This window comes from Terriglobia bacterium (assembly GCA_020072845.1).
Classification (GTDB): Bacteria; Acidobacteriota; Terriglobia; order Terriglobales; family Acidobacteriaceae; genus JAIQGF01.
In genome coordinates, this window is sequence record JAIQGF010000003.1 from 82,372 (window position 1) to 105,534 (window position 23,163).

Consider the following 23,163-nt stretch of genomic DNA (forward strand, 5'->3'; position numbering starts at 1 on the left):
CGTGTGGGTACTATGCGCACGGTGAAGATCAACCGCCAGACTTTCAAAATGCCGGCCGACCTCACCAACGCCGTCCGCGCCACGCTCGATGACTGGAAAAAGCAGGAGAAGGCGCGGCGGCTGTGGCGCGGCGACGCCTCGCTGTGGACCGGCGCCGACGAAGCCAACTGGCTCGGCTGGATGGGCATCCTTGACGACCAGCTCGCGCGCATCCAGCACCTGAAGGCAATCGCCGAGGAGGTGAAGGCCGCTGGGTTCAAGCACGCGCTGCTGCTGGGCATGGGCGGATCCAGTCTTTGTCCCGAAGTCATGCGGCTGACCTTCGGCAAGATCGCGGGCTCGCCGGAACTGCACGTACTCGATTCCACCGACCCGGCGCAAATCAAGGCCATCGAAAGCCGGATTGATTACAAGAGCACGATCTTCATCGTGTCGAGCAAGTCCGGCAGCACCCTGGAACCCAACATTTTCAAGCAGTACTTCTTCGAGCGCGCCAAGCAGGAATTGGGCGCCGCCGAAGCCGGCAATCGCTTCATCGCCATTACCGATCCGGGATCCAACATGCAGCGCGTGGCCGAGAGCGACTGCTTCCGCCACATTTTCTACGGACTGAAGAGCATCGGCGGGCGCTACTCGGCGCTGTCCGACTTCGGCATGGTTCCGGCGGCGGTGATGGGCGTCGATATGCCGCGTTTCCTCAACGCGACGGAAGAGATGGTGCACGCCTGCGGCGCGACCGTGCCGGTCGAAGAGAATCCCGGTGTCGTGCTGGGCGTAATCCTGGGCACGCTCGGCGTTCGCGGCCGCGACAAGGTCACCATCATCACCTCGCCGGGCATTTTCGATCTTGGCGCATGGCTCGAACAGTTGGTCGCCGAGTCCACCGGCAAAATCGGGAAAGGCCTGGTCCCGGTGGATCGCGAACGTCTCGGCAGGCCCGAGGTGTACGGCAATGACCGTGTGTTCGCCTACCTGCGGCTTGACTCGGCGCCGGACAAGGCACAAGACGCGGCCATCGAAGCGTTGGAAAAGACCGGGCAGCCGGTGGTTCGTATTGCTGTCGAGCGGGAGTACAGTCTGGGAGAGGAATTCTTCCGCTGGGAGATTGCGACGGCGGTGGCGGGCTCGGTGATCGGGATCAATCCGTTCGACCAGCCCGACGTCGAAGCCGCCAAGATCGCCACTCGCAAGCTGACCTCGGAATACGAGCAGCAAGGCAGCCTGCCGCCGGAGACCCCGCTGTTTGAGGCGGACGGCATTCGCCTGTTTACCGATCCGAAGAATGCGGAAGCGCTGAAGAAATCCGCGCAGCAGCAATCGCTGGCGGGATATCTGAAGGCGCATCTCGACCGCACGAAGGCCGGAGATTACTTCGCGGTGCTGGCGTTCATCGAGATGAACGACGCGCACGAAGCTGCTCTCCAGGGCATCCGGCACGATATCCGCGATGTCAAGCGGGTTGCCACCTGCCTTGGTTTCGGACCGCGATTCCTGCATTCCACCGGCCAGGCTTACAAAGGCGGTCCCAACAGCGGCGTGTTCCTGCAGATCACCTGTGACGACGCCCGGGACCTGCCGGTTCCCGGACAGAAGTACACCTTCGGAGTGGTGAAGGCGGCGCAAGCGCGCGGCGACTTCCAGGTGCTGGCCGATCGCGGCCGGCGTGCGTTGCGCGTGCATCTCGGTCCCAATGTCGGCGCTGGGCTTGCGACCCTGGCGGCGGCGGTGAAGCAGGCGCTCCAGTAAGCGCAACTTGGCGAAACTTCACGAAGGAGCATTTCGACATGCAAATCGGAATGCGAAGCCGTGATGGTGCACGAGCCAGCAGCGCTGCTGTGAACCGTCGAGCCGGTCACGGTGCAATTGCCGCTGGCCGCAAAGGTCACCGCGAGTCCAGAGGACGCGGTCGCGCTCACGGTGAAATCGCAAACAATCGGAATCGCAGAAACGACAGCGCACCGAATCCTGCGGGCAGCAACGGTTCTGAATCGCGACGGATACGACCTAAGAAAGATCGCTTGTCATGATGAAGAGGGGCTTCATCTCGAAGCTCTTGTAGTGCGGCCGCAGTCGTTCGGTGTTGTAGTTTTCTTTCACGTTCACGACTTTCTTCGAGGCGGTTACCACGTCGATCGGCATGTTGTCGTAGCGGCCGTTCTTGAGGACCACCAGCCTGCCGTGGGCCTTGTTCAGAATCAGGTCGAGGGCAAGATTGCCGTAGGCCATGGGGACGATCGAATCGATCGCGTCGGGATCGCCACCGCGGACCAAATAGCCCAGCTTTTGGTTGATGACGTGGATAAGGTCGCCGTTGTTGTATTTCGGGGAGAGTTCCTGCAGCTTTTCCGAGACCAGATCCCCGATTCCGCCCAGTTTCTTATGCCCGAAGGCGTCGGTCGTCTCCTTTTCAAAGACCATTTCCCCACCTTCGAACATCGCTCCTTCTGACAGCAGCAGGACAGAATACCGGCTTGGGTTCTTGCGGCGGTCGGCCACCAGCAATTCCGTCAAGCGCTCGATATTGAACTGATGCTCCGGGATGACGCAGCGGTTCGCTGCCCCCGCCATGGTCGGCAACATGGCGGTGAAGCCGGCATAACGGCCGAACACCTCGACCACCAGAAAACGTTCATGCGAACCGGCGGAAGTCCGCAGACTGTTGATCATCTGAATGGTGCGCGTCACGCAGGTGCTGAACCCGATGCAGTAGTCGGTTCCCGGAACATCGTTATCCATGGTCTTGGGAATCCCGACCACCTTCACGCCTTCCTGATACAGGCGTACCCCATAGCTCAGCGTGTCATCGCCGCCGATCGGAATCAAATAGTCGATCCCGAGCCAGTCAAGATTCTTGAGCACTTCCGGCGTCAAGTCGTTCCTCTCGGCTTGGTATGTGCCCTGCAAGTGAGTGGGGATATGGGATTTCCTGACCTGACTTGGATTCGTGCGGGACGTATGCAGGAAGGTTCCCCCGGTCCGGCCTGCCCGATTGACGAGTTCCTCGGAGAGGGTCTGGAAATTGTTGCGATTGTCGTAGTCCTTGTCGCGGATGATGTCGACCAGGCTCGCCCATCCGCGGCGCAGCCCGATCACCTGGTAGCCCTCCCGCAGCGCCCTGATGGTGACCGCCCGAATCGCCGGGTTCAAACCGGGCACGTCGCCGCCGCCGGTGAGGATTCCGATCACGCCTTTGGTTGTACTGATATTGGACATAGTGCGCTTTGTGGTCTCCTCATACACTACACCACGTAGTCACCCCAAGCGTGCTATTTGCGTGAGTCAGTCTGGGGTGGGTAGAGCACGTCCCCAGTCACCACGCCGAGAATCGCTGCTAAGGCGGGCGCAATCGCAAAGGCGGCCTTACTGCGCTGGCTACTATTTTGGTAGTAGACATTTCGCCCGCTGTAAGGTGTTGCGCGTCAATAGATAACGCTTCCGCCGGGGTGGGGAATGTCTCGCTTGGCCGTTTGCTTCCTGATGACACTGTGGTTTGCCGCCGCGTCGCACGCTCAAACGCCTGATACTGCGACCCTTCGAGGCCAAGTGCTGGATCAGAGCCGCGCCGCCGTTGTCGGAGTCGAAGTCAAGGTCAAGAACGCGAGGACTGCGGCCGAGCGCAGCGCCGTGACCGATGCCTCGGGAAACTTTGTAATCTCGGGACTGCCCGTCGGAACCTACACGACGACGGCACACAAAGAGGGTTTTGCGGACGCCAGCCGCGAGCTCACGCTGGTTGGTGGAGGCACGGCAGACCTCAGGCTGCAATTAAGCGTTTCGCAGGTGCAAGAACAAGTCATTGTGACCGGAGTTGCAGGAGAGGTGCGCAGCGACGAGCCCCAGCTCGGCGACCGCCTCGGCGCGATGCAGCTTGAAGAGACTCCTTTGTTGAACCACCGGATTACCTATTTGCCGCTGCTGAATGCGGCGAACCGGCCGGCTCTGAACCAGGGCGATGTATTCATGAACCAGAATCTTTTTACGACGAACGGGTCTGGGCGCCGCCAGACCGCGTGGGTAGTGGACGGCAGCTCCGGAAACGACAGTTGGGGCCGGCAGACGATCTTCACGAACGTGCCGCTGGTGGCGATTCAAGAAATGACGGTCCTGGAGAATGCATTCTCCGCGGCGTACGGCGCCACCACCGGCGGCGTCGTCAATCTGGTGACGAGAAGCGGCGGCAACCAATACCACGGCGATCTGTTGGGACTTTGGCGGCCAAGCGATACGGCAGCAAGGCTATCGGGGTTCACGGCCAACACGGCCACCAGCGGCAACCAGGTGGTGACGGATTCCCTGGGACAACTTGGCGCAGCATTCTCCGGGCCAATCCCGGGAAGCGACCGGACGCACTTCTTCTTCGCCGGCGAGTACAGCCGGCAGAACCGCGGCTCGCCGGTTACGTCTCCGATTGCTCCCGGTGTATTCGTCGGGCACTACGCAGACTGGATGACGTTTCTGCGCCTCGATCACGCATTGAATCCAAGCAACACGGTATTTGTTCGCGCGAATACCGACAGTTTTCACGATACGAATCCGAATGGCGCAGTGGGAGGCAACAGCCTGCCCACGGTGGATCGTATTTTCCGGAGACGGACTTACTCGCTGGAAGCAGGCGAAACTGCGGTCTTAACGCCGGCGCTGCTGAACAATGTGCGGGCGCAATTCCAGTTGGCTTCGCCAATTACGCAATTCGATCCTGTGATTCTCGGCACACAATTCGTGGTTCCCATCTCCACCGGCGGAACGTTTACCACGGGCACATCACAATCCGCGCTTCTTCTGAACCGGCAATATGGATTCAGCGACACGCTGGCGGCGGCCTGGGGCCGGCACCAGGTGAAATTTGGGGCCGATGTGCTGCATGCGCACAATGGCGGCAACAGCAAGGAGTTCGGGGGCCCGATCTTTCTCGGGCAGCTCCAATACAACACCTGCACCCAGCCGCTTACGGTGTGCGAAGGTCCAACGTTCCTCAACAATATCACCAACGTTCGCAGCTATACGCAGAGTTACGGCAGCGCCAATTACACGGTCGATGACACGCTATGGTCGTTATTCGTGCAGGACGACTTCCGGGTTCGCCCCGACCTTACCCTGAACCTGGGGCTGCGGTATGAGCAGCAGACTTTTACCGACGCGCGCAAGAACTTCGCTCCCCGCGTGGGCTTCGCCTATGACTGGCGCGGCGCGGGCAGGACGGTGGTCCGCGGTGGATTCGGCATCTATTACTCTCAGGTTGTCGACAACTCCGAGGCCAACTACGCGCTCGGCGGGCCGACCGGAGTGTTCAATTTCACCGCCACTCCCGGACAGATTGGTTTTCCGAGCAGTGTTTCCGCCGTGCCCTTACCTGCATTCCCGGCCGGCGCCGTCGCTCCGGTGCGAAGCCTGTATATCCGGCCCGGACGGAGAGCATTCTACGATCAGTTCTTTTCCACGTCGGTTCTTATGGGCTACCCCGATGCGCTTCTGAACCCCTACTCGGAGCAATGGACACTCGGATTCGAGCACCAATTCGGCCGAGGCTGGGTACTCAGCGCGGATTATCTCGGGTCACACACGGTACATGTCGTTCGCCCGTTGGATGTCGATCCGCCGACACCGTTCCTGCGAACGGCGCAGGGACAGACGCGGAGCGCACAGGCTGCCAATTGCACGCGCCCACTCTGGGTGAAGTTCTATGCTGATGCCGGGCGCACCTGCAATCCGGCAACGGCAAATCCGCCGCAGCCGGCTTATGCCGTGATTCAGACGGATGTCAACAACGGCTTTGTGCAATACCAGGCGTTGAACGTCAACCTCAATCATCATTTCAGCCGCCGTTTCGTTATGCTGGCCAGCTATGTGTACTCGCACTCGATTGACAACGTCGATCCCGACGCTCCGGGCGGCAACCCGAACGATCCTAATTTCACCGGCCGAGAGGAAAAGGGCAGCGCGATCTACGACCAGCGCCACCGCTTTGTGCTCAGTGGAACTTACAGTGCGCCCTTGGGATTCAATCTTGGTGGAGTCGCGACGCTGGCCTCAGGCCTGCCGTTCAATTTCGTGACGGGCACCAATAACAGCGGCGATACCGGCGCAACGACGGACCGGCCGGTGATCAACGGCGCGGTCGTGCCCCGCAATGCCGGCCGTGGCCGGGCCATCTACGAGGTCGCGCCCTTTGTGGAGAAGGACATTGCGTTTGGTGAACGGTTCCACGTGAGAGCTCGCGCCGAGGCATTCAATGTCTTCAATCACCCGAACTTTGTCGGCTACAGCGGGACGTACGGAAACGGAGCGACGGCCGGGACCGGCTTTGGTCTGCCGCTGACCGGCATCACGAACCAGTTGCCGGCGCGTTCGCTGCAATTTTCGCTGCGCCTGATGTATTGAAGACGCACGCTCCCGTGCGGGCCGCTGTTCTTGCGTTTCCCCAGTCAAGCAGTGCGTCCGCGGGCGTCGCGGGGCGCAGCGATTGATGAACCCAGGAATTGATCGTAAGCTGGTCAGCCGGAAAGAACGGGTCAAATGTTGCGCAGGCTCAAATCGTCGATCGCCCGCAGCCACGCGTTGGGCCCTCTCGAAATGGAGCTGCTGGAGGCATTACGGAGACGCGGTGATGCCACGGTACGAGAGTTGCTCGACGGGGCGGCGGTTCAGGCGGCCTACACGACCGTCATGACAACTCTTGATCGGCTGTATAAGAAGGGGCTGCTCGAGCGCGCCCTTGACGGCCGCGCCTTCCGCTACCGGTCCCGGGAGACAGAAGAGGAATACAACCGCAACACGGTTGCAGCCAGCCTGCAGAATCTGCTCCGTTCTGGCGACCCAGCGTTGCCAGTCTCCTTCCTGGTCGACACCGTCACCGAGCACGACGCCGCCTTGCTCGATGAACTGGCGCGCGCTGTCGGCCGCAAGCGACGCGCGCTGAGGAAGAGGGAGGCGCGCTGATGTATTGGCTTCGTGGCGCCGTGGTCTCGCTGGGTGTTTTCTTCCTCGTGTACGCCGCTTTGTCTGTAATCATTGCCTGCGTTTGGACGTTGGTCGGGAGGAAATACCCGCCGCGGAGCGACGCCGCTCTTTATGGCATTCGCGTTGCTCCGTTGTTCGGCGCTTGCGCCCTGGTCGCACTTTTCACAGTGCCCTCCTTTCTGTACCTGGAGCCTCGGTTCACCGACGAGACAATTGGCGCCGGTGCTATTGCTCTTGCTGTTGGCGCGGCTGGAGTGCTGGTCGCTGGGTGCTTCAATGCCGCTAGAGCCTGGTTGAAGACGGCGCGGTTCGTCGCTGCGTGCCTGGCCCAAGCGCGGCGGCCGGAGATGCCCGCCGGGATTCCAGCCTATGAGGTGTTGGGCGGGGCTCCGATGTTCTGTGTCAGCGGTGTATGGCGTCCCAAGCTATTGGTTTCCAGCGGAGTGGTTGCGCTCCTGGATGCAGTGGAGATCGAGGCTGCGATTCGACACGAGGTGGCCCACGTCCAGCGCAAAGACAATCTCAAGAAGCTGGTGCTCCGCTTCTGCCCCTTTCCGGCGCTCGCTTCCCTGGAGCGAGAGTGGTCGAGAGCGGCTGAAATTGCCGCCGACGATGACGCAGTCTGCCACGAACACACAGCGCTCGATCTGGCTTCCGCCTTGCTCAAGATGGCTCGCGTATCTGCACAAGCGCGAACGCCAGAAATAGGAATGACCCTGATTCCCGAGAATGGCGCTCCGTTAAGCACCCGAGTCGAGAGATTGTTGGCCTGGAAACATTCTCAGAGGCAGGGAAGGCGTCATCTCCAGTGGGCGTTGCTCGTTGGCGCTCTCGTCGGCGTCGGACTCAACTACGCTTGGGCACTGGCCCAGATGCACGAGTTTACTGAGCTCCTCGTCCGCTAGTTGGCGTCCAGGTTGCCCCGATCCGATCATCGTAAATACAGGCGCTGCGAGGAAAGCTGAGCCGTGTCCTTCTCCTGCAGATCGCGCGCTTCTTTAAGCGACAGCTCGGCCGCAGTCGCGCGGCGCGGTATCTGGCTGTACAGGTAGCGGCCGATCACCCCGCTGAGCGCGACCGCGCTCATGATCCAACACGCCGTGCCAACAAATCCACGAAACTTGAACGAGGCGTGGAAGGCGATCACGAACGGAGCCGCCAGGCCAAGCAGGACGTGATCATCCATCCAGTGCTTGGCGAGTCCCTGCTCAGTTCGCAGGGCGCATCTTGAATGTGTGGCACCGATGGCCATGGCCAGACGGTGAAAGGACTTACCGTGTCCGAGGTTCAGCGGAGTTTGGCGGAAGAGCGCCGCGAGCCGATCAGCGGTTCGGTTCCCCGCCGAAGTGGTGGCGGACGTCGGCCCCGCGCACCCAAAAGATCACGTCCTCGGCGATATTGGTGGCGTGGTCGCCGACGCGCTCCAGGTTGCGCGCGATGATGATCGCATCCATTGCCTGCTCGGTCACTTCCGGCGACTTCTTCATCAGATCCATCATCACGTCGGCGATCTCGTAGTTCATGCGGTCCACGGTGTCGTCCATGGTGAGCACCCGCTCGGCAAGATTGGCATCGCCGAGCACGAACGCTTCCAGGGCCATCCGGATCATCTTTGCGGAGGTCGCAGCCATCAGCGGGATGTCAATCGGCAAGTCCACCGCGGGCACGGTCAGCAATCGTTCGACCCGTTCGGCGATGTTGACCGCCTGGTCGCCGACGCGCTCCAGATCGGCGTTGATCTTAATCACGGCGACGATGAAGCGCAGGTCGATCGCCATCGGCTGCTGCATGGCGAGCAGGTCGAGCGCCAATTCGTCAATTTCGCGCTCGTCGGCGTTGATGGCGGCCTCGCTGGCGAACACCAGCCGGCACTGGGCCCCGTCGCGCTCGCGGAAAGCATTGATCGCGCGCGTAATCGACAGTTCCGCCATGCCTGCCATGCGCAGCAGCCGGTCCTTCAGTTCGTCCAGGCCTTCGTGAAAGCGAGTGCGCGTCATCCGAACCTGCCGGTAATGTAGTCCTCGGTCCTCTTGTCCCCGGGAGTGGTAAAGATCTTCTGGGTTTTGTCGAACTCGATCAGATCGCCGAGGAGGAAAAACCCCGTCCACTCCGCGACCCGGGCCGCCTGCTGCATGTTGTGGGTGACGATCACGACCGTGAAGCGCTCCTTCAACTGGTAAATCAGGTCTTCAATTTTCGCGGTGGAGATCGGATCCAACGCCGACGCCGGCTCATCCATCAGCAGCACTTCCGGCTGTACGGCCAAAGCGCGCGCGATGCACAACCGCTGCTGCTGCCCGCCGGAAAGGCTCGCCCCCGATTGTTTCTTGAGCCCGTCCTTGACCTCGTCCCACAGGGCGGCCAAGCGCAGCGACCGCTCGACGGTTTCCTCCAGCTCGCGGCGGTTGCGAAATCCGTTGAGCTTCAATCCCGCGGCCACGTTGTCATAGATCGTCATGGTCGGAAAAGGATTCGGCTTTTGAAAAACCATGCCCACGCGCCGGCGCACTTCCACCGCCGGCGTTCCGTTCCCGTACACGTCGGTGTTGCCGATCAGCAGCTTGCCCTCGACCCGGGCTCCCGGAATGGTCTCATGCATGCGGTTGATGCAGCGGACGAAGGTGGACTTCCCGCAACCGGACGGCCCGATGATCGCCGTGACCGTGTTGGGCTGCATCTGCACGCTGATGCCGTGCAGCGCCTCGATTTTGCCGAACCAGGCGCGCAGCCCGCGGACATCGATTCCCACGCCCACGTTAAGCCGCCCCCTTCAACAGCCCGCGGCTGGCGAAAATGCGCACCACCGAAATCGTCCCGATGATCATCACGATCAGCACGAGCGCTCCCGCCCACGCCATGCGGTGCCAGTCGTCGTACGGCGAAATCGCGTAAGTGTATACCTGCAGCGACAAGGCGGCGGTCGGCTGGCTGAATTTCAAGTTCCAGAACTGGTTTCCGAACGCGGTGAATAGCAGCGGGGCCGTCTCGCCGGCCACGCGGGCAAACGCCAACATGATTCCGGTAATCACTCCCGCGCTCGCCGTGCGCAAGGTGACCGACAAGGTGGTCCTCCACTGCGGAATACCCAGGCCGAGCGCCGCTTCGCGGATGGTCTGCGGCACCATGAGCAGCATCTCCTCCGTCGCCCGGACGATGATGGGGATCATCATGATGCCCAAGGCGATGCCGCCCGCGAATGCAGAGAAATGCTTCTGCGTCACCACCACCAGCCCGTACACTGCGATCCCGGTAACAATCGAGGGCACACCGTTGAGCACGTCGGCCGTGAAGCGGATGACGTTGCCTAACGTATTGCGGCCGTATTCGGACAAGTAAATTCCCCCGGCAATCCCCCAGGGCACTCCGATCAGGCTGGCCACGCCCAGGATCATAAACGTCCCTACGATCGCGTTTCCTACACCGCCACCGGTTTCGCCAACCGGTTTCGGAATATGGGTCAGAAACGCCCAGTTCACCGAGCCAACTCCCTTGATCATCAGGAATCCGAGAATCAGGAACAGAGGCACCAGCACCAGCAGGGCAGCCAGGCCGGTGGCCGCCATGACGGCGCGATTGACGATCCGCCGGTACCAGCTCACCCGGACCGGCATCCCGGATTGAAGCACCTCAGCCATACACCCTCGACGGCGAGCCCCGCGTCGTCATCCACACCAGCAGCCGGGCCAAGGCGTTGACCACGAGGGTCAGCAGAAACAGCGCCAGCCCGATTTCAACAATCGCGCTGAGATAAAGATTGCCGGTGGCCTCGGTGAACTCGTTGGCGATCATGCTGGCCATCGTGTACCCGGGCGCGAACAATGATTTCGCAATTTCCGGGCGATTGCCGATCACCATCGTTACCGCCATGGTTTCGCCCAGCGCCCGGCCGAGGCCCAGCATGACGCCGCCGACGATGCCCACCCGCGCGTTGCGCAGGATCCCGGTGCGAATCATCTCCCACTGCGTGGCGCCCAGGGCGAGAACGCCTTCCCGCTGGTGCTGCGGAACGGTGAGCATCACTTCGCGCGTGATCGACGAGATGAACGGCACCACCATGATCGCCAGGATCACTCCCGCGGCCAGCATCCCGATCCCGTAGATTGGGCCGGTGAATAGGCCCGTCCACCCCAAGGACTGCTTGAGGAACGGGTCAATGTGCAGGCGCAGGAAAGGCACCAGAACGAAAATGCCCCACAGACCGTAAATCACGCTCGGAATCGCGGCCAGCAGCTCCACCGTGAACGACAAAGGCGCGCGCAGCGGGCGCGGGCACAATTCGTTGATAAAGATCGCCACTCCGATTCCGAGCGGCACCGCGATGATCAGCGCGATCAGCGAGGAGACCAAGGTGCCATAGATAAACGGAAACGCTCCAAACTCGCCGCCGACGGGGTCCCAGTTGCTGCCGACGAAGAAACCAAATCCGAATTTCGAGATCGCCAGCCGGGAGTGCCAGACCAATTCGAAAACGATGAGTAACACGGCTGCGACAACCGACAGCGCTGCTGCCACCGTTACGTACTTGAAGATTTGGTCTGGAGCGGCGCTCGTGCGGAAAGCCGGCGGCTGCGGTAACGGCTTCCCCGCCTGTGCCATCGACTCAAGGTCAGGCACTTTCGACTGTGGGTCGGCCACGCGCAACTCCGGCTTGCTTCGCGTATTCAAGTTCGTGTGGCCAAGCTAACAGACCTTTGTTACAGGATTGTTAAACACTGAGGGAAGGCGAAACGGGCCACGTTCCAACTTGTGCTTGACGAGCGCTCAGGCAGCCCTCTCGGGTGCGTCGGGGGGTTGGAAGCGGCTCATCATCGGTGGCCAATGAAAAAGGGCGCCGGCAGTGCCGTCGCCCTTATCCTCATCCCCAAAATTCAATTACCGGATTTCCTTGAGCTTGGCCCGCTCCATTTCCGCGACTTGCTTGGGCAGAGGAGCGTAGTTCAACGCGGTTACCATGGGCTCCCCGTTGTTGAGCATCCACGTCAGGAAGTTCACCATCGCGGTTTTCTTCGTCTGGTCCTGCCATTGCGTGGGCACCAGCAAGTAGGTGAAGCTCGCAATCGGGTACGCGTCCTTTCCTGGCGCATTCGTGATGGACACGCGGAAATCCGGCGGCACCTTCGTGCCCGCGGCCGCCTTGGTGGTCGTATCGAGGCTGGCTTTCACGAAGGTCCCGGACGAATTCTTCACCGTGCCAAACGGGATGTTGTTCTGCAGCGCGTAGATCAGTTCCACGTAACCAATCGCTCCCGGCTGCTGCCGCACCACTCCCGAAACGCCCTCATTGCCCTTGCCGCCCAGGCCGACCGGCCATTTCACGGAGGTATTGGCACCGACCTGCGATTTCCACTCCGGGCTGATCTTGGAAAGGTAGTCGGTCCAAACAAAGGTTGTTCCACTGCCGTCGGAGCGGTGGACCACCACGATGTCCGTGTCGGGCAGCTTCAGCCCAGGGTTGGCGCTGGTCAGCGCCTTGTCGTTCCACTTGGTGATCTTCCCCAGATAAATACCCGCCAGCGCCTCGGGTGTGAACTTGATCTCCCCTGAGACCCCTGGCACGTTGTAGGCCGGCACCACGCTGCCCAGCACGGTCGGAAATTGAATGATCGTCTTGCCCATTTCCTTAAGCTGATTATCATCGAGCGGCATGTCGCTGGCGCCGAAGTCCACCGTTCCGGACTGCAACTGCCGGATTCCGCCGCCGCTGCCGATCGATTGATAGTTAATTTGTACGCCATGCACCTTCTGGAATTCGTTGAACCACTTCGAATAGATCGGGTACGGGAAGGTCGCGCCCGCCCCGTTCAGGTTTGTTTGCGCTACGGCCGCGCTCGTAAGGAACGCCAGCGTCAACACCAACACTGCGCCAACCAGCATGCGTCGAGTCAAGGTTAAATTCCTCCTGTTCCTCCCAATTGTTAGTAACGAACTGTTACAGCCGTGTTACAACCCGGTGAATTCTCAGTGAAACAACCGGGCAGGATGGAATCGCATGCACCTGCCCGGCTACACTAGGGGGAGTGAAACAGCAGATATTTCTGGTCGAAGACGACGCCGACATCACGCGCCTGGTGCGCCATCATCTCGAGGCCTCCGGCTACCTGGTGCGCACCTACTCCGCGATCGGGGGCGTGCTGCCCGACGCCCTCAAGCACCGCCCCGCTCTGTTTCTGCTCGACATCATGGTTCCCGGCGGCAGCGGCCTGGCTCTGTGCGAGCAGGTACGAGCCTCGGAGATTCTGGCCCCCACGCCCATCATCTTTCTTACTGCCAAGACGTCCGAAACCGACCGCGTGCTCGGCTTCGAAGTGGGCGCCGATGATTACATTTCCAAGCCCTTCAGCCCGCGCGAGTTGGTGGCGCGCATCAAGGCCGTGCTGCGCCGCTTCGAACCCCCGCTGCCGTCCACCGTCCGCGAGCTCGGCGACCTCCGCATTGACACCGGCGCCATGACGCTCACCGTCCGCGGCAACAACGTTTCGACCACCGCCACCGAGTTTCGCCTGCTCGACTATTTCGCGCGCCACACCGGCCGCGTCTTCACCCGCGACCAATTGCTGGACGCGGTGTGGCGCGACACCGCCTTTGTCACCCCGCGTTCGGTGGATGTCTATGTCCGCCGCCTGCGCGAGAAAATCGAAAGCAATCCCGAAGACCCGCGTTATTTAAAGACCGTCCGCGGCACCGGCTACCGTTTCGAGGTGCCGCGATGACGAATCGCATCTTCTTTAAGCTGCTCGGCGCCTTCCTGCTGGTGATCGCGGTCGCCACTCTCACGCTCGACTTCTCCGTCCGCAAGGCGTGGGAAGAGTCTCTTTACAGGGAAATCCGCACCTCGCTGGAGCAGAAGGCGACACTGTTCGCCCAGGCGGTGCAGCAGGACCGTGAACGCCGAAGCCTGCAAGCCATTGCCGACGATGTTTCTCGCGCCGCCGACGCCCGCGCCACCATCATCACGCCTGACGGCCTTGTGCTCGCCGACACTCGCGCCAATCCCGCCGAGATGGAAAACCACGCGACCCGGCCGGAATTCATCGCCGCGCTGCACGGCAGCATCGGCAGCGCCACGCGCACCAGCCATACCGTCGGTATTCCTTTTCTTTACGTCGCTGCGCCCATCCAGGGTGGCGCCGTGCGCCTCGCTTATCCGCTCTCCTTCATCCAGCAGACGACCCGCAACATTCGCCTGCACCTGCTATGGGCATCGTTGGCGGCGTTGTTGCTGGCGACCATCATCTCGGCTGTAGTGGCGCGCCTCGTCTCGGGCCGCCTCCAGCGTATCGTCGTGTTCGCCGATCGCATCGCCTCTGGTGACCTCAGCGCGCGAATCGAGGAATCCTCCGGCGACGAGATCGCCCATGTGGCCTCCGCCCTTGACCGCACGGCGCGCCAGTTGGAGGGGAGCTTTGCTGCCGTTGAAACCGGCCGCAAGCAGCTGGAAGCGCTGCTCAACAGCATGCAGGACGCGGTGCTCGCCGTCTCCCACGACCGCCGCATCCAGTGGTCGAACGGTCCCATGAACGCCATCGCGCGCGTTTCCATCGGCTCGCCGCTGGTGGGCGCGGTTCGCGACCCCGACTATCTCGCCGCGGTCGAGGGCGCGCTGGAGCACAACGAACCTCGAACCGCGCGCGCCACCGCCCTGGTTCCCGGCCGTACCTTCGGAGTGACCGCCGCCCCCCTGCCCGGCGGCGGTGCGGTCGCCGTGCTGCACGACCATACCAACATCGAGCGCGTGGAAAAAACCCGCCGCGATTTCATCGCCAACGTCTCGCACGAACTCCGCACACCGCTGACCTCGATCCAGGGATTCGCCGAAACTCTGCTCGATCTGGAGTCCTCCGGCAGCGCCGATGCGGCGACCAAGCAAGACTTCCTCGAGGTGATCCGCAAGAACGCCGCCCGCATGGCCCGGTTGACCGAAGATCTGCTGGTGCTGGCGCGCGTCGAATCGGGCGAGCGCGCCTTCAGTCTCCGCCCCACGTCGCCCGCCGCGCTGCTCGACGACGCCGTCGAAACCTTTCCTGCCGCCGCCAAGGCCGGCGGCATCGAGATCGAAGTCGAGAACACGGCCACGCAGATGGTGCAGGCCGACAAGGATGCCATCCACCAGGTGTTCACCAACCTGATTGACAACGCGATCAAGTACGCAGGGTCGGGTGCGCGCATCGCGGTCGGTGCGCAGGATGACGAAAACGGGGTGGAGTTCTACGTGCGCGACTACGGTCCCGGCATCGCCAGCGAACATCTGCCGCGCCTGTTCGAGCGCTTCTACCGGGTGGACAAAGCGCGCTCGCGCGAATCCGGCGGCACCGGCCTCGGTCTTGCCATTGCCAAGCACATCGTGCGCGCCCACGGCGGAAATATTCGCGTGGCCAGCCAGCTCAACCACGGTTGTACCTTCGCGTTTGTCCTGCAACCAGCGGCCGGAACATCCAGCAACGTAGCGGCGGTTCACGGTCACTAAATCACCAGCTCGGAGGATCACCCCATACTCCGCATCGTATAATCAAGGATTAGTCCTAACCACGAGGTTTTCCCTTGAGTCACATGCACGCACAACCCCCGGTGGGGCCGCAGCCGTTGCCCGGAGTGGACGCGATCGTCGCCGTAGGATCGGGCAAGGGCGGTGTCGGCAAGACCACGCTCGCCGTCAACCTGGCGCTGGCGCTCTCCAAGCTCGGTCACAAGGTGGGCCTGCTCGATGCCGACGTGTACGGTCCCAACGTGCCGCTGATGCTGGGTTCCAACTCGACGCCGCGCATCGTCGGCGACAACCGCATCGAGCCGCTGGAGCGCTACGGCATCAAGGTCATCTCGGTGGGCTTTCTCAATCCCGGCGACAAGCCGCTGATTTGGCGCGGGCCCATGCTGCACCAGATGATCCGCGAATTCGTGCAGCGGGTGGAGTGGGGCACGCTCGAGTACCTGGTCGTAGACCTGCCGCCGGGCACGGGTGACGTCGCCATCTCGCTCATTCAGACAGTGCCGGTCACCGGGTCGATCGTGGTCTCCACCCCGTCCGATGTCTCGCTGCAGGACGCGCGCAAGGCCATCGAGATGTTTCGCCAGGTGAAAGTGGACATCGTTGGGCTGGTGGAGAACATGAGCTACTTTCTGTGTCCGCATTGCCACCAGGAGATTGACATCTTCTCCAAGGGCGGAGGCGCGCGCACCGCCGAACAGTTCGGGCTCGCGTTCCTCGGACAAATCGAGATTGATCCTGATATCCGCAAGGGCGGTGATAGCGGCCATCCGGTTGTGCTCGAAGGGCCCGGTTCGCCGCACGCGAAATCCCTCTACGCCTTCGCGCAGCGGGTGAAAGAGCGCGTGCAGGAAATCCGCGCCGCCAGTCCGCAGGACGTGATCCAGATAATGTAGTTTCAGTTTCAGTTTCGGTTTCAGCACGGAACTCGCGATCTGACGCTGAGGAATGAAACTGCCGTTTAGCACTCCGGCGTCGTGACTGCCAACCTTGACTTCCCACTCCTCTGTTCCTACAATCAGAGAAGACGCGAATGGAATCCTAAGTTTTTGCATCTAAAGGTACTTAGGGCTAGGCCCTTGGCAATACTATGCCGCCCAGTGGACAAATCGGCCCGCGCGAACACGAGATCCTGACGGCCATCGTGGAGAGCTACATTGCGACCGGGGAGCCGATCGGCTCGCGCACTCTGGCGCGCATGAACCGCGAGGGGCTCAGTCCGGCGACCATCCGCAACGTCATGAGCGACCTCTCCGAGGCCGGATTGCTGGAGCAGCCCCACACCTCCGCGGGACGCATTCCTACCGCCGACGCTTACCGCTACTACGTGGACCAGATCAGCGGCCGGGCACAGCTCTCGCCCGAGGACAAGGGCGTGATCGAAACCACGCTGCACGGCGCCAGCGACGTGCAGGAATTCATGGAGCGAACCTCGCACGTGCTGTCGCTGATTTCGCACGGCGTGGGTGTCACCATGGCGAGCGGCGGGCCGAAGAACGCTCTTGACCACATCTACTTCTCGCGGCTGGGCGACAAGAAGATCTTGGCGGTGGTGATCATGAAGTCGGGGGTGGTGCGCGACCGCGTGCTGCGCATGGGCGCCGACTTGCCGCAGTCTGACCTGGAAATCGCCGCGCGCTACATCAACGACAATTACCGGGGTTGGACGCTGACGGCGATCCAGTCTGAGCTGGAGCAGCTCATCCAGCGCGAGCGCAGCGAGTATGACCGGTTGATGCAGTCGCTCGAGCAACTCTGCCGCCAGGGGGCGCTTGGAGCCGAAGAGGCCGCGCCCGGCATCTATCTGGATGGCGCCTCCAACCTGGTGGCCAGCGAGGAAGACAAGGAGCGCCTGCAGCAGCTTCTGCATACGCTGGAGGAAAAGCAGCGTGTCGTGCAGTTGCTGAATGCCTACCTGGATGCCAAGCAGGAGGCGGTGCGGGTGGTGATCGGGCTGGAGGAAGCAGCGCCGTACCTGCGGAATTTTGTGCTCATCGGCGCGCCGGCGCGTGTCGGAGGAGAAGTGATGGGATCGCTGGCGGTGATTGGCCCAACGCGGATTGACTATCAGCACACCATCACCGCGGTTTCGTACATCGCGCGGTTGTTCGACAAGATTTTGAACGAATCGGAATAGGAGTTATGGCACCAGGAAACGGAAAGGCCGACGGCGATCCTCAAGCCCTCGATCTCGAGCACGAGCTGCCGGCGGCGGATGAAAACGAACCCGAAGCGACGATCACCGCCACGGTGCAGCCGGAAGAACTGGAACGGTTGCGCCAGGAGCGCGACACGCTTCTGGACCGGCTGGCGCGCCTGCAGGCGGAATTCGATAACTTCCGCAAGCGCAATACGCGCGAGCAGCAGGATTTCCGCGATTACGCGCTCGCCGACGCCATCCAGTCGCTGCTGCCGATCGTGGACAGCTTCGATCGTGCGCTGCACAGCCCGGCGCGCGACAGCGATGAATTTCACGCCGGGATTGAGCTGATCAACCGGCAATTTCATGACGCGCTCGCCAAGCTCGGCGTGCAAGCCATCGCAGCGCGCGGCGAACCGTTCGATCCCAACCTGCACCAGGCGGTGCAGATGGTGGAGACCGACGAGGCCGAACATCACCACGTGCTGGACGAACTCCAGCGCGGCTACAAGTTGAAGAACCGGCTGCTGCGGCCCGCGATGGTGCGCGTCGCTACCAATCCTAAGAAATGAAGTTTCAGTTTCAGTTTCAGTCGAAAGCCGGCTGAGTCTGAAACCGAAACTGAAACTGAAACTTACTGTGGCTAACAACGGCAAACGCGATTATTACGAAGTCCTGGGTGTGACCCGCTCCGCGACCGAGCAGGAGATCAAGAGCGCCTACCGCAAGCTCGCGCTGCAGCATCATCCCGACCGCAATCCCAACAATCCCGATTCCGAGGAGCGCTTCAAGGAGTGCACCGAGGCCTACACCGTGCTCGCCGACACCGATAAGCGCGCCAATTACGACCGCTTCGGGCACGCCGGGGTCAACGCGATGGGCGCGGGCGGATTCGATCCCTCCATCTTCCAGGACTTCGGCGATCTCGGCGACATTCTCGGCAGCATCTTCGGCATGGGCGACATGTTCGGCGGCGCGGGCGGCCGGCGCCGCAGTTGGGCGCAGCGCGGCGGCGACCTGCGCCACGACCTGACCCTGGAATTCGAGCAGGCGGTGTTCGGAACGGAAAAGAAAGTTCAGGTCCGGCGTCACGAATCGTGCGTAACCTGCGACGGTTCGGGGATTGCGCCCGGCCACGAGCCGGTCAGCTGTCGCACCTGCGGCGGCCGCGGACAAGTCCGGTACCAGCAGGGGTTCTTCAGCATTGCGCGCACCTGCTCCGCCTGCCAGGGACGCGGCACCGTGATCACCCATCCCTGCCGATCCTGCCGCGGCGAAGGCCGCCAGGTGGGCGAGCGCACCATCGAGGTCAAAGTCCCTGCCGGGGTCGAAGACGGAACCCGCATCCGCTACGCGTCGCAGGGCGAGGCGGGAGTGCACGGCGGGCCCGCGGGCGACCTCTACATCGTGCTCCATGTCAAAGAGCATGCCATGTTTGACCGCGATGGCCACGACCTACATTGCGCCGTCCCGGTCTCTTTCGCGCAGGCGGCGCTCGGCGCGGAACTGGAAATCCCGACCTTGGAAGGCCCGGAGAGGCTCAAGGTTCCGGAAGGCACCCAGAGCGGGACGGTATTCAAGATCCGCAACCGCGGCGTGCCGGTGCTGAACGGACGCGGCAAGGGCGACCTCTACGTCGAGGTGAAGGTGCACACGCCCGCGAAACTCAGCAAGCGCCAGCGCGAGCTGCTGGAAGAATTCGCCGCCACCGACGGAGTGGAAAACAGGCCGGAGCGCAGTACGATTCTCAGCAAGGTCAAGGACATCTTTGGATAAGTTCGTTCGCTATTCCGTGCGGGTCTCTTTCCTCCTCCGCATATGACCCGCCGCCGCTGGATTGCCGACGAGGTCTCGGGCGCGCGCGCGTCCCTGCTGGGCCGCAACGCCGCGCACCTGGCCCGCTCGCTTCGCGTCCGCGTCGGGCAGGAGTACGAAGTCTCCACCGGCGACGCGGTGCGCGTGGGCCGCGTGGTCCACGTCGCCGACGACCGAGTGGAGTTCGAACTCGGCGAGTCCGTGCCGCAGAAGGAACCGGCGCGCATCACGCTGCTGCTGGCGATTTTCAAGTTCGATCGCATGGATTGGGCAATCGAGAAAGCGACCGAGCTCGGAACGGCCGCCATCGTGCCGGTGATCGCGCGCCGCACCGAGCCGCACCTGGCAAAGGCGGCAGGGAAGCGGGTGGAACGCTGGCGGCGCATCGCGCATGAGGCGGCGCAGCAGTCGCGGCGCGTGTCGCCGCCCGAGATCGCCGCGCCGCAGCCCCTGGAATCCGCCCTCGCAGTGCCGTCGGAGCTCAAGATCCTGCTCTCCGAAAGCGAGCGCGGCCTCACCCTGAAACAAGCGATTGACGGCAACTGGAAACTTGAATTTGGCAGCTCCATCATCCTCGGGATCGGCCCCGAGGGTGGCTGGACGGCCGACGAACTCGCCGCTTTCGATGCCGAGGGCTGGACATCGGCCTCGCTTGGCAACACTATCCTGCGCGCGGAGACGGCGGCGATTGCCGCGCTCGCCATCGCTATCTCCGAGGTGAGTTAGCGCCAGCAATGGCGCCTAAGGCGAAATTCAGAGTTGCTGACCTTCCTTGACTCACACATAATGGCCCGCTCCCCAAGAAGCAGGCGATGAGCGGCTTCGTACCCAATCCTCGGCAGAAGGAAGCGATCGAGCACGTCCACGGGCCGATGCTGGTCATCGCCGGCGCGGGCACGGGAAAAACCACTGTGCTGGTCGAGCGCATTGCACGCCTGGTTGCAACCGGCGAAGCCCGCCCGGAAGAAATCCTTGCGGTCACGTACACCGACAAAGCCGCCACCGAACTGGTGGAGAGGCTCGCCGCGCGCGTCGGCGAGGGCTTGCACGCATGCACCTTTCATTCCTTGTGTTACGGCATTCTGCAGCGGGCGGGGCAGGAATTCCGCCTGCTCGAAGAAAAAGACCTCTGGATTCTGCTGAAGCGCCGCCTCCACGAACTCGGCCTCCAGTACTACATCAAGGCAGCGAAACCGCACGAGTTTCTCGACGCGCTGCTGGATTTCTTCAGCCGCTGCCAGGACGAACTGGTGGACGCGGCGCGCTTCAGCCGGTACGTGGAAGAGCTGCGTGAGGGCCAGCACACGCCGCCGCGGGTGACGAAGTCAAAGAAGTCCGCCGGCATCACGCCCGCCGAGCACCTGGAGCGCTGCGAGGAGATTGCGCGCGTCTTTGCCCGTGTCGAAGCCATGCTGCGCGAACGGAATCTTGGCACCTACGGTGACATGATCACGGGTGCGGTCCGCCTGTTGAGCGCCGATCCGAGCGTGCTGCGCCGCGAACAGCAACGCGCGCGCTTCCTGCTGATTGACGAGTTCCAGGACGCCAACGTGGCGCAGATCCAAGTGGCGCACCTGCTCGCGGGCGAGGAGCACAACGTATTCGCGGTCGGCGATCCCGACCAGGCGATCTTCCGTTTCCGCGGCGCCTCCAGCGCCGCCTTCCAGGAATTCCAGCGCCGCTTCCCGGGCACGAAGGCGGTTCCGCTCGACGAAAACCAGCGTTCGACTTCCAACATTCTCGCTTGCGCCTTTTCCGTGATCGACGGCAACGCCGCCGTGGACTGCCGGTTACCGGACGGTTCCGAGTATGAGCGCCACGCACTGCGTTCCGCCCGCGAAGAGCGCGCGGTGGAGGAAGGGAAGCCGCTGACGCCCGCCAGGGTCGAGATCGTTCTGCATGGCGGGAAAGAGGAGGAGGCCGCCGATATCGCCGCCGAGATCGAAGAACTGCGCAGCTCGGGGCAAGGCGGCGACACTGCAATCGTCTACCGCATGCATTCCCATCGCGAGGAGATGGCCAGGGCTCTGGCGGAACGCGGCATACCGTTCGTCGTGAAGGGTCTCGACGTGCTCGAGACCGCCGTGATTCGCGATCTGCTGGCATGCCTGGCCGCGGTAGCGTCGCTGTCGGATTCAGAAGCACTCTTCCGCGTCGCCGCCCTGCCCATGTTCGGCGTGGACGGCGATGCCATGCGTGCGGCGCTCGCCGCCGCGTCCCGGGAAGCCTCATTCGTCTCACTGCTGCCGAGAATTCCCGGCGGCGCGCGCGTGCTCGCGGCGGTGGAAAAGGCGCGGGGTTACGCCGCGTCGGTGAACTGGGAAGCGGCGCCGGTGTGCGCATTCGCGGTCCGCGCCTTCGGCTTTAGCGAGTCCGACGACCCGGTGCGCATCCTGCGCGAGTTCGTCGAGAAATGGCATACCAGGCCGATCACCGAATCCGGCTCGCTCGAGGAATTCATCGCCTACGTTGATCTGTTCCGGGAGGCCGGGGGCAAGCTCGAGCTTCCCGTGCCCGCCGCTGAGGGCGCGGTGCAACTGATGACCGCGCACTCCGCCAAGGGCCTGGAATTCGAGACCGTGTTCGTGCTGCGCGCCAACTCTGGGTCGTTTCCGATGAGCTACAAGGAAGCGGTCTTCGAATTCCCGCAGGCGCTGCGCGAAATGCCGCTGCCGGACGACAGCAAGCAGATTCACGCCGAAGAAGAGCGGCGCCTGTTCTACGTTGCGCTGACACGGGCGCGCGATTCGCTCCGCGTCTATGCGCGTCCGGGAAGAGGCAAGGACACCACGCCCGCCGGCCTGCTCCGCGGCATCATGAGCGGCGCCCGGGCCGAAGGCTGCTGGCGGCAGCACTCGGCGCGCCCGTTCACCGCCACCATCGAGGCAGGCGCGGCGCCGGCCTCTGGGGTCGCGACCTGGCTCCTGATGAAGCCGCGGCCCGAAATCGCGCAGCGGGGTTTGAGCGCCACCTCCATCGACGCCTACGACACCTGCCCGATGAAATACAAGCTGATGCAGGACTGGCAAATTCCCGGCCCAGCCTCCGCTTCGATGCTGTACGGGAAGATCGTGCACGACGTGCTGCGCGACATTCATCAGGCAATCCTCGATGGCCGCGCGCGCACCGAGGGCGAGGTGCTGCAACGCTTTCGCGAACTCATTGCCGCCGCCGCTTTCGATGACGACTACCAGCGCACGCTCTTCGAACAGCAGGGCGCGCGACAACTAGGCGCCTACCTCAGCGCTCTCGCCCGGCAGCCCGCGCCGCCCGTCCTGCACGCGGAAAGAGGTTTTCAGATGAAAGTGGGCGGCGTCCCGGTTCGCGGGCGCATGGATCGCGTGGACCGGCTCGAGGGCAGTGGCGTGCGCGTCATCGATTTCAAGACCGGCTCGGTGTTCGACCAGGACAAGGCCGACAAGAGCCTGCAACTTTCCATCTATGCCATCGCCGCGCGCGAGACCCTGAACGCCGAACCCGCCGAGTTGGTCATCCACAACCTGGAAGACAACTCCGAGGTGCGCACCGCGCGCGATGAAGCAGCGGTGCTAGAGACGCGCGCCAAGATCGCGGAGGTAGCGGAAGGAATCGCCGCGGAACGGTTCGACCCGAAAGCGGGCTTCTGGTGCCGCTGGTGCGAGTATCGCAACCTGTGTCCGGCGACCGAGCAGAAGTTGTACGTGATTGCGACTGCGGCGGGAGCGGGTTAAGAAATCGTCCCCCAAAAAACTTAGGGGACGCTTCCCGCGTCCCCCTTGCTTTTTCAACG

General features: G+C 62.6%; 19 protein-coding genes. 12 read left to right on the forward strand and 7 right to left on the reverse strand.

What is annotated here, in order from left to right:
- Positions 1–12: 12 nt before the first annotated feature.
- A complete protein-coding gene (locus LAN70_02740) occupies positions 13–1,746 on the forward strand; it encodes a bifunctional transaldolase/phosoglucose isomerase (GenBank protein ID MBZ5510065.1) in 1,734 nt (577 codons plus the stop codon).
- Positions 1,747–2,004: 258 nt separating this feature from the next.
- Here the strand turns inward: LAN70_02740 and LAN70_02745 are convergent, their stop codons facing one another.
- Positions 2,005–3,213 (reverse strand): 6-phosphofructokinase, encoded by a 1,209-nt coding sequence (locus tag LAN70_02745; GenBank protein ID MBZ5510066.1) that lies wholly within the window; start codon positions 3,211–3,213, stop codon positions 2,005–2,007.
- 330 nt (positions 3,214–3,543) lie between these two features.
- Between LAN70_02745 and LAN70_02750 the strand changes: the two genes are divergently transcribed.
- From LAN70_02750 to LAN70_02760, 3 genes are all read left to right on the forward strand, one after another.
- Positions 3,544–6,378, forward strand: coding sequence for a TonB-dependent receptor (locus LAN70_02750; GenBank protein ID MBZ5510067.1), 2,835 nt, complete (start codon positions 3,544–3,546; stop codon positions 6,376–6,378).
- A 135-nt stretch (positions 6,379–6,513) separates the two neighbouring features.
- Positions 6,514–6,936: a BlaI/MecI/CopY family transcriptional regulator gene (locus tag LAN70_02755; protein MBZ5510068.1), complete on the forward strand. Its 423-nt coding sequence runs from the start codon at positions 6,514–6,516 to the stop codon at positions 6,934–6,936.
- Positions 6,936–7,862: a hypothetical protein gene (locus LAN70_02760; protein MBZ5510069.1), complete on the forward strand. Its 927-nt coding sequence runs from the start codon at positions 6,936–6,938 to the stop codon at positions 7,860–7,862. The genes LAN70_02755 and LAN70_02760 overlap by 1 nt, the downstream gene beginning before the upstream one ends.
- Before the next feature lie 26 nt (positions 7,863–7,888).
- Here LAN70_02760 and LAN70_02765 read toward each other — a convergent pair whose 3' ends face one another.
- The 6 genes from LAN70_02765 to pstS form a co-directional block, all read right to left on the reverse strand.
- Positions 7,889–8,143, reverse strand: a complete 255-nt coding sequence (locus LAN70_02765; GenBank protein MBZ5510070.1) for a hypothetical protein — start codon at positions 8,141–8,143, stop codon at positions 7,889–7,891.
- Positions 8,144–8,279: 136 nt separating this feature from the next.
- Positions 8,280–8,954 (reverse strand): phosphate signaling complex protein PhoU, encoded by a 675-nt coding sequence (gene phoU, locus LAN70_02770; protein MBZ5510071.1) that lies wholly within the window; start codon positions 8,952–8,954, stop codon positions 8,280–8,282.
- Complete coding sequence (pstB, locus tag LAN70_02775; GenBank protein MBZ5510072.1) at positions 8,951–9,712, reverse strand: phosphate ABC transporter ATP-binding protein PstB; 762 nt, start codon at positions 9,710–9,712, stop codon at positions 8,951–8,953. The genes phoU and pstB overlap by 4 nt, the downstream gene beginning before the upstream one ends.
- Before the next feature lies 1 nt (position 9,713).
- Complete coding sequence (gene pstA, locus LAN70_02780; GenBank protein MBZ5510073.1) at positions 9,714–10,568, reverse strand: phosphate ABC transporter permease PstA; 855 nt, start codon at positions 10,566–10,568, stop codon at positions 9,714–9,716.
- Positions 10,569–10,584: 16 nt separating this feature from the next.
- Entirely contained in the window at positions 10,585–11,553 is a 969-nt protein-coding gene (gene pstC / locus LAN70_02785) for a phosphate ABC transporter permease subunit PstC (GenBank protein ID MBZ5510074.1), read from the reverse strand.
- A gap of 276 nt (positions 11,554–11,829) precedes the next feature.
- A complete protein-coding gene (gene pstS, locus LAN70_02790) occupies positions 11,830–12,831 on the reverse strand; it encodes a phosphate ABC transporter substrate-binding protein PstS (protein ID MBZ5510075.1) in 1,002 nt (333 codons plus the stop codon).
- 143 nt (positions 12,832–12,974) lie between these two features.
- Between pstS and LAN70_02795 the strand changes: the two genes are divergently transcribed.
- The 8 genes from LAN70_02795 (at position 12,975) to LAN70_02830 (ending at position 23,104) form a co-directional block, all read left to right on the forward strand.
- Positions 12,975–13,667: a response regulator transcription factor gene (locus tag LAN70_02795; GenBank protein ID MBZ5510076.1), complete on the forward strand. Its 693-nt coding sequence runs from the start codon at positions 12,975–12,977 to the stop codon at positions 13,665–13,667.
- On the forward strand, positions 13,664–15,421 hold the full coding sequence (locus LAN70_02800) for a HAMP domain-containing protein (protein ID MBZ5510077.1): 1,758 nt from the start codon (positions 13,664–13,666) through the stop codon (positions 15,419–15,421). Before LAN70_02795 ends, LAN70_02800 begins: the two co-directional genes overlap by 4 nt.
- Positions 15,422–15,504: 83 nt before the next feature.
- Positions 15,505–16,335, forward strand: coding sequence for an Mrp/NBP35 family ATP-binding protein (locus tag LAN70_02805; protein ID MBZ5510078.1), 831 nt, complete (start codon positions 15,505–15,507; stop codon positions 16,333–16,335).
- Positions 16,336–16,529: 194 nt separating this feature from the next.
- Positions 16,530–17,576 carry a heat-inducible transcriptional repressor HrcA gene (hrcA, locus tag LAN70_02810; GenBank protein ID MBZ5510079.1) on the forward strand — a complete coding sequence of 349 codons (1,047 nt, stop codon included), beginning with the start codon at positions 16,530–16,532 and terminating at the stop codon, positions 17,574–17,576.
- A gap of 5 nt (positions 17,577–17,581) precedes the next feature.
- Positions 17,582–18,151 (forward strand): nucleotide exchange factor GrpE, encoded by a 570-nt coding sequence (gene grpE, locus LAN70_02815; protein ID MBZ5510080.1) that lies wholly within the window; start codon positions 17,582–17,584, stop codon positions 18,149–18,151.
- A gap of 67 nt (positions 18,152–18,218) precedes the next feature.
- Positions 18,219–19,355 (forward strand): molecular chaperone DnaJ, encoded by a 1,137-nt coding sequence (gene dnaJ / locus LAN70_02820; protein ID MBZ5510081.1) that lies wholly within the window; start codon positions 18,219–18,221, stop codon positions 19,353–19,355.
- Positions 19,356–19,397: 42 nt separating this feature from the next.
- Positions 19,398–20,120, forward strand: coding sequence for a 16S rRNA (uracil(1498)-N(3))-methyltransferase (locus LAN70_02825; GenBank protein ID MBZ5510082.1), 723 nt, complete (start codon positions 19,398–19,400; stop codon positions 20,118–20,120).
- An 86-nt stretch (positions 20,121–20,206) separates the two neighbouring features.
- Positions 20,207–23,104: an ATP-dependent helicase gene (locus LAN70_02830; protein MBZ5510083.1), complete on the forward strand. Its 2,898-nt coding sequence runs from the start codon at positions 20,207–20,209 to the stop codon at positions 23,102–23,104.
- Positions 23,105–23,163: the final 59 nt, after the last annotated feature.